We start from the raw sequence: 10640 nt of genomic DNA, 5'->3' as shown, positions 1-10640 counted from the left end.
GGCGGCCGGCAGCCAGCCGGGCGGAAGACGAAGCGGCTGACCTTCGGCGGAGGCTTGCACCATCTTGGCGGCTAGCAAGAGGGCGGTGGCGCAAAAGAGGGCCGCCTGCGCCCAGGGTTCCACCGCCCCGAAAAGCCAGGGAGCCAGGATCAGGATGGCAAAAGCCCCCCACTGGACGATCCGATCGGTCCAGTCGGAGAGCCGACTAGGGGGCCCGGAGGGAGGGTGCAGCCGTGGCTCCCTTAAACTCGATTGGAGGTCCAGATTCGATGATCTCCAGCTCATCCCACCAAGCGGTGCCGTAGACGGGGACCTCCCACTCGGAAGTTCCCTTCCACTTGATCTGGAGCGCCGCAAGGCCGCTCCCCGGCGGCACATCCACCGGAACCGTGAACTCTGTCCAATCGGTGGTTCCCGTCAAGACTGGTGTGCTCGCCCAGACGGTCCCCGTCTCCCCGTCGGCGATCTCGATCACGAGCCCCGAGCTGCTCGTGATCTCTTCGGATTTTCCCTTGGCTCGAAGCTCATAATGGCTTCCGGGAGAGAGGAGGAGGGTCTGTTCGGCCAGCAGATGATCGCCGTCGACCGGCAGGCCGGCCAGCCGGATCCGGAGGGAAGCCTTTCCGGAGGAGGCCGTCTTCTCGTCCCGGCGGATGCCGACCCCGGTCTGGGGCCTCGTCTTCCATCCAAAGCCCCATCCGACCAGATCCTCTTCGAATCCTCCGTTCCAGACGATCCCCTCGCCTCCGTAGAGCCGCTTCCAAATCTTGCGCGCCGCGGATAGCTGGTCGGCCTCCCAGAGGACCTCGACGTAGCGGCGAACCAGCGTGGGATCGAAGGCGATCTTTTCGCGCTCCGCCCGCTCCCAGCATTTCGCCGCATCCGCGAGCCAATGCTCCTCGAGGGAAAGCTCCAGGTAGGCGGCAAGGAGTCGGGAATCGCCCGGCGGCACGAGCCGGTAGCCGCCTTCTTCCCCCCAAGTGCTCTTGGCGAGATAGGCCGCCTGCCGGCGCAGGTCGGGATCGGTCCGGAAGACCAAGCGGAGGTCGCGGAAGGCTTCGGGAAGCTCTCCGAGCTCGACAGCGAGGGTCGCGGCCTGGAGGCGATGGGAGCTCAAGGGGCCCGCCTGCTTTCGGGCCTGCGCGAGCAGGGCCTTGGCCTCCTCGAGCTTCCCCTGATTGACCCGTTCCTGTGCGAGAGCGAGCCACCGCTCGGGCTGGAGAGGTGCAACCAGGAGAGGCTCCTTGGTGGTCCGCGAATCCAAGACGCAGAAGACGACCAGGAGCAGGAGGAGTCCCGGCCCCAGCAGGCTCAGGGGTGCGCTTCGGACTTGGGCGGGTGAGCCGCTCTCGGGCTCCATCGGATTTCTATTGGGGCTGCGACGCCGTTAGGAAGGGGGTTGGGAAGGCGCCCGGAGGGCTTCCGCTCTTCTCTGCTCCTCGGAAAGACGATAGGCGTAATGGTAGGCGTAGTAGGAGCGGTTCGCCTGCTGTACCCGGTTGAGGACGATCCCCAAGATGCGGGTGTTGACCACTGAGAGGGTTTCCACGACCCGCCGGGCATCGGAGCGGTCGACAGCGCCATCCCGAATGACCAGAAGTACCCCATCGGTCAGGGTAGCCACGACGGCGGCATCGGGCATTCCGACCAAGGGAGGACAATCGAGAATCACATAGGTGAAGTGGCCCCGGGCCCACTGGCAGAGATAGGCCATCGCGGCCGCACCAAGGAGATCGGCGGGATGGCAGGGGGTGCGGCCCGCCCCGATCGCCCAGACATTGGGAAGAGCGGTCGCCTGGACGGCGTTTCCCAAGCTTGCCTGGTTGGTCAAGAGCTCCGAAAGCCCGGGATGCGGCCGCAGGCCGAGGATCTTGTGGAGGTTGGGGCGGCGGAGGTCGGCATCGATCAAGAGGACCGTCCCCTGTTGGCCCAGGACGGTGGCCGTGTTGACCGTGGTCGAGGTCTTGCCTTCGCCCATCTGGCAGCTGGTGATGAGCATGACCTGCGGCCTTCGATCGGGAAGGCTGTAGTGGAGCAGGGTCCGGATCTGCCGGAAGGAGTTGCTCACCGCGGAGTCGGGGGCCACATGGGCGGCGAAAGCCATCGGCAAGTCGGCGGGAATCTCGTCGATTCCCTTGGCCTTGAGCTTCTCGGTGTCGGGAACCTGGCCGAGGACAGGGAGTCCGAGGGTCCGCTCGACCTCCTCCTTCCCCCGGAGCCGGGTGTCGAAGCGGGCCAGCCCGACCGCGAGCCCCAGCCCTCCCAAGCCTCCCCCAAGGAAGCCGAGGAGGAGGTTGCGGCCTTTCTTCGGACGGGAGGGGCTTTGGGGGACGCTTGCGTGCTCGAGCACCTCGACATTGCTCGCGTTGATCGCCGAAGTGATATCGGTCTCCCGCATCCGCTTGAGGACGCCGACATACATCTCCCGGTCGGTGTCGGCCTCCCGCTTGAGGATGGTGTAGCGGCTCAGGGCCTTGGTCTCCCCCCGAACCTTCTCCATCGCTTTTTGAAACTCCTGCTCGATGCCCGCGTAGTTCCGCTTGGCAGCCTCGTACTCCGCATCGAGATCGGCGACGCTCGCCTCCTTCTCCTGGTTCAACTCGTCCTGGAGCCCTTGGATTTCCGCATGGACCTGGACCATCCGCGGATACTCGGGCTTGTAGATCTCCTCCATCTCCCGATATTTCGCTTCCTCCTTGAGCAGCAGCTTCTTGAGTTCGACCGTGTACGGGTTCTCCGGTACCCCCGCCTTTCCGCCGGCAAAAGCTTCTTTCGCCCGTTCGAGTCGCACCTCCCGTCTCAACAGGTCGAGGCGGGCTCGGAAGATCGCCTCGCTGAGTCGGCCGAGCTCCTGTTCCGCCGGGCTCTTGTCCATCTGGGAGACACGGACGATTCCGGTCTCGGCCATGAAGTCGGCGAGCCGCTCCTCGGACTGGGCCACCTTCTTCCGGAGAGTTTCGAGTTGGCCGGCCAGAAACTTGCGGGCGTAGCGGTTGGCCTCGAGCTTTCGATCGAGGCCGAAGGTGATGAACGATTGGGCATAGACGTTGGCGAGTTGGGCCGCCCCAAAGGCGGAAGGGCTCTCGCAGCGGATCTTCACCAAGCGGGTGTTGCGCACCGGCTCAATCCTCAGATTGCCGACGAGGAGCCCGGCGACGGGGGAAATATATGGCTCCTCCTCTAGGTTCGCCCGCTTCGCCGCCTTGCGCCAGCCCGGCTTGAGGCCGACCCAGTCAGGATGCTCCTCGAGATTGAGCCGGTCGACCACCCGCTCGGCCATGGCCCGGCTCTTGAGGATCTCTATCTCGGTCCGGAAGAAGGTGTCATATTCGAAGGCGTTCGCACTCTCCTGTCCAATCTGGTCCTGTCCAATCTGGCGATAGGGGACGATCGAGGAGCTCTCGGCACCGGTGCCGATCTTGACGACCGCGATCCCCTCATAAATCGGCTTCTGGGAGAATGTCGCCACCACCGTGAGAAGAAAGACCGCGGCAAAGAAGAGCAGAGCCGCACCCCGGTACCGATTGACATCGGAAAGGAGGGAGCGGACGCTCTCCCACCCCGATCCCTCTTCGGACACCTCCAGTGGGAGCGCCCCGGAAGCCAAGGGCCCAAGACTTTCCCGCGGCCTCGGTTGAATTTCCTCCATGGGGAGACTACAACCCCAAGAGCCAGGCAGCCATGATTCCCGGATAGATGAGATCCTTCACGGTAGTCCAGGCAACCATGGCACCGCTCGTCCCCACCATCACCACATCTTCCTTCTCGAGCGGAAAGTCGATTCGCGCGCTGTTGTTTTTGCTAAGGTCGAGCTTGATCTCCTGCCGCTGTCCAGAGGCCAGCAGGCGATAGACCCTGACCTTGCTCATCGCCGCGATCTGAGCCGGCCCGCCGGCGGCGATGATCGCCTGCTGCGCCGTCATTTTGCCTCCAAGGATGTCGACCGCCTTCGGATTCTTGACGCTGCCACCCACGTAGACCGTTCCCGCACGCGGCACTTCCACGATATCGCCGGGGCGCAGGAGGAGATTGCCCCGCTCGCCCTTTCCATCCAATAGTTCGCGCAAATCGATCTCCACGACCCCCGGAGCGAGCCCGCTTAGGGGAGTCGTTTTCGTGCTCTTTGCCGAAGCCGAAGAGGGAGGAACTTCTTTCCCCGCAGAAGAGGAGCGCTCCGGCAGGCGCCGCAAGAGGTAGACTCTCGGCGAAGCCTCGTCCTTGAGCCCTCCGGCCATCCCGATTGCGTCGGCGACTCGCATATGGCTGTTCATATCGAAAAGGCCGGGATGTTGGACTTCGCCCATCACGGCGACCTTGTGGCTGCGCATCTCGACAACCGACACGGAAACCTGGGGATCCCTCAGGTACTTTTCCCCAAGGAGGGTCCGCAGCTTCTCGTGCAGCTCCTCGGCCGTCATCCCCTCCACCTTGAGCTGGCCTACGAGCGGCAACAATATGGTTCCGGCGGGCGTCACCCGCGCCTTCACATCTTTGAGCTCCGGGACATCGGCCACGTGAATCTCGAGAAGGTCTCCCCCTCCCAAAGGAGCTTCGTTGCGGTCGGACTCCTGGGTCGCCTGCCCCAGGACCACGTGGTTGATCCGACTGTTGGGAGAGTCGAGGCTGCCCGCCGGGAAGGTGGTTACCTGAGGGAAAACCGGCGCCTTGGTGCTCGAGCAAGCCCCAAGGACGAGGACCGCAAAAATCGGGAGCAACGGACGAAAGAGAGCCGCCCGCATGGTTGATTCCTGCGAGCGGCTACTCATGCACATATGCGGAAGAACATCGGGTCTGGCTCTCACCAGCCTCCGAGGATGCGCTTAGGGGCTCGTCGAGGTCACAGGAGGTGCCCGGTGCGGCTCCGTAGTAAAGGCAGCAGCCGCTCCGATCCCGGCACCTACGACCGCCAAGGTGGCGGGCCAAACCCACCAGGGCACCCCCCCAATCGCGCGCTTCGCTTCGTACGGATACCAGACACCCTTATAGAGATAGCCCGCATAGCTGCCGTTTTTCGTCCAGCCAGGGATCGCTCCCTCCGGCTGATTGGCGTCGAACGGAATGTCGGATGTCGTGAAGGTCTTGTTGATCGCCGGAACGACCCCCTTCTGCAAGACGAACCCGCCTTCGTGCGGCACATAGCCAAACGACCTGCCGTCCATGCCATAAATCGCCTTGGCTCCCGAGGGAAGCTCGGTATCTCCCTCGGCAAGGCCGGCCGGCGCCTGGGTACGCTTGATCTTTGTAAGCGCACCCGTGCCGACATCGACCGGGTTTCCAGCGGTGGCGAGCGTGACCTTATGGGTGGCCAAATCTTCGACCGGCAGGCTCCCCTTGGTCATGAAGACCGCGGTGTTGCCGTACGGCCCGAGGAGAATCTCCCCTTCCCGCAACTCCCGACCTGCGGAGGTCGCTTGGAACTTTTCCGCCTGGAAAGAGGCGGCGCTGCCGGCTGGCAAATGAAAGCGGACGATGCCCGACTCGAGCTTGGCCACCACGCCCTCTGCCGTTTTCTGCAAGACCATCGATCCGTAGGGACCGAGCGTGATGGAGCCCCCGCTGATGAGATCGATCCGGAGGGACCCCTCCTGCGTTTCGAGCCGCGCCCCATTGGCCGCGGGGAGGGCACCGCCGCTCAACGGAACATGCACGCCGTTTTGGGCGAGCACCCCAACCCCCGTTACCCTGCCCAGAGCGGCGACAGGCACGGAAGCCGCCAAGAGCAGTGGAGAGAGCGGGGCGGTCGCCATCCAGACCGCCGCGCCGCAGACGAGAGACGTCACCGTCCAAAGTCGGGCAAGCTTCCTCGACCGAAGCGAATGGATCAAGCTATCGTTAGTTTTCAACGTTCCTCCCCTGTTTCTCTCTATTTCTGAATTCTCAGTTTGAACGATTAGTGGATCGAGGTCGAGTCGTCAACATTGTTTTGACATAAACCGATCTCCCGAGAATCCCTACTTCCCCTGCCCGCGGAAGACCGCGGGAATCGTCCGCAAAAGGATTTGCAGATCGAGCCAGGGACTCCAGTGCTCGATGTAGTGGCGATCGAGCTCGACCGCTCGCTCGAAGCGGGGATCGCTCCGGGCCTCGACCGCCCAGAGGCTCGTCATCCCAGGCTTGACATCGAGACGCCGGTAGTAGCCGACGCTCCACTGCTCGTAGCGCTCGACCTCGTCGGGAGTCGGAGGACGAGGACCGACCAGACTCATCTCCCCTTTGAGCACGTTCCAGAGCTGGGGGAGCTCATCGAGGCTGTATTTGCGCAGCCAGCGGCCCAGCGGGGTGACGCGCGGGTCGTCGGTCACCTTGAACATCGGCCCCTGCCGCTCGTTGCGATGGGCCAGCTCCGCTTTCTTGGCTTCGGCATCGGTGACCATGGTGCGAAATTTCCAGCATTCGAAGGATCGGCCCTTGCGACCGATGCGCGTCGAATGGTAAAAGACCGGCCCTCCATCCTGGACCTTGATTGCGATCGCGAGGCCGAGAAGGAGGGGGGAGAGGAGCAAGAGACCGAAAAAGGAGCCGGACAAGTCGATCGTCCGCTTGAGCAGAAGGCAGAGCACGGGGACCGGCACCCAATGGAGGGGAACGATCGGTCGGCCGCCGACCAGCTCGAGGGAGCGCCAGTCGGGCCTCATCGCGGCGCTTTCCACCGGAGGTCTGGGAAGGAGCCAGATGTTCTTCTGCCTTTGACGGACCTCCGCGAGGACGCTTTCCCACTGGTCGCTGGCCAAGGGGCTCGCGATGAAAACCTCGTCCACGAGGTAGCGGTCGAGGACCCGGGGGAGATCGGCGACACGGCCAAGGACCCCTTCCCCGGATCTGTCGTCATCGAGAAAGCCCCGAACGAAGACGCCCAGGTGGGAGGAGGCCGAGAGCGCTCCAGCGAGCTCCCTTCCATGGAGGCCGGCTCCTATGATGAGCACGTGGCGCCAGCCGTTGCCCGCATCGACATCCTTCCGGGCGAGATTCCAGAAAAAGACCCGCCAAGCGGGCAGGGCGACCAGGGATATCCCGCAGAGCCAGAGGACCATCAACCGGCTGATCGGCATCTGCGCCAGGTAAAAGACCACCATGAGAAGGACCGTACCTTGCAAGACCCCTTTGGCTACCGCCCAGAGCTCCCGGCTCTCTCCTCTCGCCCAAGCGAGCGTATAGACCCCTTCCCCTTGGAGGAAGAGGAGGACGAGGGCCAAATAGAGTAACAGGAAACCCAGGTGGCGGTAGCCCCGCTCCCAGGTGATCGTGCCTCCTTCGAGCGAGGTGCGCAGCCAGAAGACGAAGACTCCAGCGGCGCCAATCAGGATGCTATCGATCAGGATTCCAAAGCGGTCCTGGCGAGCGCCCCGACGGCGCGCCAGCTCCTCGCCGGCGGTTCCGCTTCTCAGGGGAAAGGGCGGATTTGGAGCCGTCATGGCAGCCCCGCTCTTCGCATCGACCGCTTTTGCGAGTAAGCTGCCGCCCCTGGCGCCCCCGCCTCTCGGGAGGCCGCAATCGCCTCTTGCCAGACTAGATTGCGCACAGCGAGTCGGCTTACGGCCGAGTCCGGTCGCAATGGGGGCTCTCCCCCACGCACGGTGCGCTATTCTTCTCGTGGAAATTCTCCTTGTAAATAGAATTTACGGCTCTTTTGCTAGCATCATTACGCAAGAGCACACCAAGGCAACCGAGCCGCACGGTCTCGAGGGAAAGGTCTCTCTCACAATGAAATCCCCTCGGGGGGCCGGGGTTCGGGGAAGGAGGCCGACGGCCGCTCCATCCCGCCGATGCCGACGGCCACCCGGCATCGGGCTTCGCGCGATCCCGCCAATCGCGCAGCACCTCCATTAGTCCAAGGAGGGAAGCCGGTTCTGGATCTGCCCCCGATCCTTGAATGCGGAATCGTCCGGACGGAGCGGCGTAAGGAGGGCGCTGGACCGCTTTCCCGCTCGGTCCGCGAATTCCGGAAGGTCTATGGTTCCTCTCCCAGTCGTAGCCACCGTCTGCTTCGGCGAAGACGACCCCCCTCTGCTCTACCCCTCGGCGCGCTTGATCCGAAATCGTCCGGCCCACGACCACGGCGAACGCCTGGACCGGGGGAGAGGAAAAGGCTTTGGAACCGGCGGGGGTCGGCCGCAATCGCGGCCCGGAGCGCCCGGAGCAGCAGTTGGGCCCGGCGGTCCGCCCTTTCGACATCCCGTGCGTGGACCCTTTGGGATACCTCCAGAACCGCGCACGCGGGTCCTTCCCGCGAGAATCGATGCCGCCCACGAGGACGTCAGCGGTGCTGATTTCCCGCCGCTCGCTTGCGGTGAGCGCTCCCATCTCCTCCGCGAGGTGGGCCGCCGCGCTCCGGAAGCGGTTCTCGATCGGCTCCGAAATCGCCAAAAGCTCGCCGAGGTAGCGGTCAAGCTTTCTCTCCACTCGGATTTCGAGCAAGTCGCCCGAATTCCGATTGAGTTCGATTCCCATGGTGCGTAGGGCGGCTTCGGTCCGGCTCTGCGCTTCCGTCAACCGCTCGATCGTCTCCCAGATCCTCCGGGAATCTTCCTCTCGTCTCAGTTCCGCGGCGGCGAACCGAGCGGGAAGCTCGAGGAGCTCTTCGGTCAAAATCTCCCGACGGATCGCGTTCCTCCACTCCGGGTGCTCCCGAAGTGCGGCCAGCATCTCGTCGGAGGATCGAATCGGCACGCTCACGCTTCGACTTCAGCCCAGTGGAGTGGGGGGAGCAACAGCGGCGGCCTAGAGGATCGTTTCGCGTTTTCCATTGACCGTTCTCTGCGCAGCACAGAGGCTCTACTCCAAAGGCAAGACCGTGGAACTCTGGGTAATCGGGTTGGCGGGAGTGGCCGCCGGCGTGACGATCGTCTGGCTCTTCTGGCGAGGAGATCGGGCAGCGCTGCGGGCACAGCTCGAAGAGAGCGAGAATGCCCGAAGCCGCTTGGAGACCGAGCTTGCGGAAAACCGGCGGACTCGCGAGGAGGCAATGGCCGCCCTGCGGATGGAGACGGAACGTCGAGCAGCCGCCGAAGAAAAGGCGCGCCGGCTTCCCACCCTGGAAGCCGACCTGCAAGAAAGCCGGCGAGAGCTCGGGGAGATCCGGACGCGCTTCGCCGAGCTTTCCAGTCGACTCGTCGAATCAGAAAAAGCGGCTAAGGAAAAGCTTCTCCTCCTGGAAGAGGCCCGGACTCGCTTTGCAGAGGCCTTTCGTGGGCTTTCGGCGGAAGCCCTTCGGCAGAACAACGAAGCCTTTCTTTCCTTGGCCCGGGAGAACTTTGCCCAGATTCAGGAAGGGGCAAAGGCCGAACTCGAGGCCCGGAAACAAGCGGTTGAGGCCCTTACCCAACCCATTCGCGAGTCGCTCCAGAAAGTCGACGGGAAGCTGGGGGAGATCGAGCGGAGCCGGATCGGAGCCTACAGCGCCCTCCACGAGCAGCTCAAGGCGCTCGTGGAGACCCATCTGCCCCAGCTCCGGAGCGAGACCGCGAGCCTAGTCAAGGCCCTGCGGCAGCCCGTCGTCCGCGGGCGGTGGGGAGAGATGCAGCTCCGACGAGTCGTCGAGATGGCGGGGATGGTAGAGCATTGCGACTTCTTCGAGCAGGCGAGCTTCGAGGGGGAAGAGGGGCGGCTGCGGCCCGACCTGATCGTCCAGCTTCCCGGAGGCAAGCAGATCGTGATCGACGCGAAGGCACCGATCGCCGCCTACCTGGAAGCGCTCGAGGCCAGCGACGAACCAACCCAGATCGCCAAGCTCGCCGACCATGCCCGGCAGGTCCGGGAGCATATGGCGGCCCTGGGGAAGAAGGCCTACTGGGAGGGGCTGGCGTCGACCCCCGAGTTCGTGATCCTCTTCTTGCCGGGGGAGATGTTCTTCTCGGCAGCACTCCAGCAAGATCCGGGGCTTCTCGACTACGGGGTCCAAAAGCGGGTGATCCCGGCGACCCCGACGACCCTGATCGCCCTCCTGCAAGCGGTCGCCTACGGCTGGCAGCAGGAGGCGCTCACCGAAAACGCCCGGGAGATCAGCGAGCTTGGTCGGACGCTCTACAAACGGCTCGCGACCCTCGCAGACCACTGGACGGGAGTGGGCAAGGGGATCGAGCAGGCGATCAAAGCTTACAACAAGGCGACGGCGGCGCTCGAGTCGCGGGTGCTGGTGAGCGCGCGCCGTTTCACGGCCCTCCAGGCGGCCCCGGAGGGGGAGACGATCGAAACGCCCGAGCCGATCGACCATTCGGCCCGCCTCCTCCAGGCGCCCGAGATGCTGAGCGAGACCCCGGAACCCAACGGCGAGGAGTAGCCGGAGAAACGGCGTCCTGCGGGTGAGGCTGACGGAAGCCAGGACCGGGATGCCGGCCTACCTTTCGCTCAGTCGGCCCTCTGGCTCTATCGAATGATTTCCCAGCTGCCGCAGCAGATCTCCTGCGTGAGAGTCGGCGGAGCGACAAGCGGCTAGCCCTCACCCCTCACGGTCGTAGCCGTTGCGGTACTTGGCAAAGAGAACCCCCTTTCGTTCCGCCGCCCGGCGCCCTCCCTGGGTGATTCGCCGCCCGACCACCAGCCCATATGCCTTCTCCGGCGCCTTTGGAAAAACTCCGAGGAACTCCTGCGGCTCTTGCGCCAGCGCCGCGCGGCCCGCTTTGAGGAAGAGCGCCGCGCGCCGG

At 64.2% G+C, this 10640-nt stretch carries 8 protein-coding genes; 1 reads left to right on the top strand and 7 read right to left on the bottom strand.

What is annotated here, in order from left to right; translation table 11 throughout:
- Positions 1-205: 205 nt before the first annotated feature.
- From FN369_RS08795 to FN369_RS08770, 6 genes are all read right to left on the bottom strand, one after another.
- Positions 206-1360, bottom strand: a complete 1155-nt coding sequence (locus FN369_RS08795) for a tetratricopeptide repeat protein (RefSeq protein WP_142525784.1) — start codon at positions 1358-1360, stop codon at positions 206-208.
- A gap of 27 nt (positions 1361-1387) precedes the next feature.
- Complete coding sequence (locus FN369_RS08790; protein ID WP_246189641.1) at positions 1388-3649, bottom strand: GumC family protein; 2262 nt, start codon at positions 3647-3649, stop codon at positions 1388-1390.
- A gap of 7 nt (positions 3650-3656) precedes the next feature.
- Positions 3657-4766 carry a polysaccharide biosynthesis/export family protein gene (locus FN369_RS08785; RefSeq protein ID WP_142525783.1) on the bottom strand — a complete coding sequence of 370 codons (1110 nt, stop codon included), beginning with the start codon at positions 4764-4766 and terminating at the stop codon, positions 3657-3659.
- Positions 4767-4820: 54 nt separating this feature from the next.
- Positions 4821-5843, bottom strand: coding sequence for a hypothetical protein (locus FN369_RS08780; protein WP_142525782.1), 1023 nt, complete (start codon positions 5841-5843; stop codon positions 4821-4823).
- A gap of 108 nt (positions 5844-5951) precedes the next feature.
- Positions 5952-7412: a sugar transferase gene (locus FN369_RS08775; protein ID WP_142525781.1), complete on the bottom strand. Its 1461-nt coding sequence runs from the start codon at positions 7410-7412 to the stop codon at positions 5952-5954.
- A 118-nt stretch (positions 7413-7530) separates the two neighbouring features.
- Positions 7531-8673 (bottom strand): hypothetical protein, encoded by a 1143-nt coding sequence (locus FN369_RS08770; RefSeq protein ID WP_142525780.1) that lies wholly within the window; start codon positions 8671-8673, stop codon positions 7531-7533.
- A gap of 118 nt (positions 8674-8791) precedes the next feature.
- Here FN369_RS08770 and FN369_RS08765 point away from each other — a divergent pair, with 118 nt between their 5' ends.
- Complete coding sequence (locus FN369_RS08765; protein ID WP_142525779.1) at positions 8792-10276, top strand: DNA recombination protein RmuC; 1485 nt, start codon at positions 8792-8794, stop codon at positions 10274-10276.
- Positions 10277-10435: 159 nt separating this feature from the next.
- Here FN369_RS08765 and FN369_RS11235 read toward each other — a convergent pair.
- Positions 10436-10640: hypothetical protein (locus FN369_RS11235; protein ID WP_178087774.1), on the bottom strand; the 205-nt coding region annotated here is incomplete at its 5' end.

The sequence above is a fragment of the Methylacidimicrobium cyclopophantes genome, from assembly GCF_902143385.2.
In the GTDB taxonomy this organism is placed as follows: Bacteria; Verrucomicrobiota; Verrucomicrobiia; order Methylacidiphilales; family Methylacidiphilaceae; genus Methylacidimicrobium; species Methylacidimicrobium cyclopophantes.
The sequence above is the reverse complement of the archived record's forward strand: the minus strand, read 5'-3'. Positions and strand labels throughout refer to the sequence as shown.

Coding starts and splice junctions, on each gene's coding strand:
- FN369_RS08775 (WP_142525781.1), bottom strand. CDS start 7,412: ATGACGGCTCCAAATCCGCCCTTTCCCCTGAGAAGCGGAACCGCCGGC.
- FN369_RS08795 (WP_142525784.1), bottom strand. CDS start 1,360: ATGGAGCCCGAGAGCGGCTCACCCGCCCAAGTCCGAAGCGCACCCCTG.
- FN369_RS08785 (WP_142525783.1), bottom strand. CDS start 4,766: ATGAGTAGCCGCTCGCAGGAATCAACCATGCGGGCGGCTCTCTTTCGT.
- FN369_RS08790 (WP_246189641.1), bottom strand. CDS start 3,649: ATGGAGGAAATTCAACCGAGGCCGCGGGAAAGTCTTGGGCCCTTGGCT.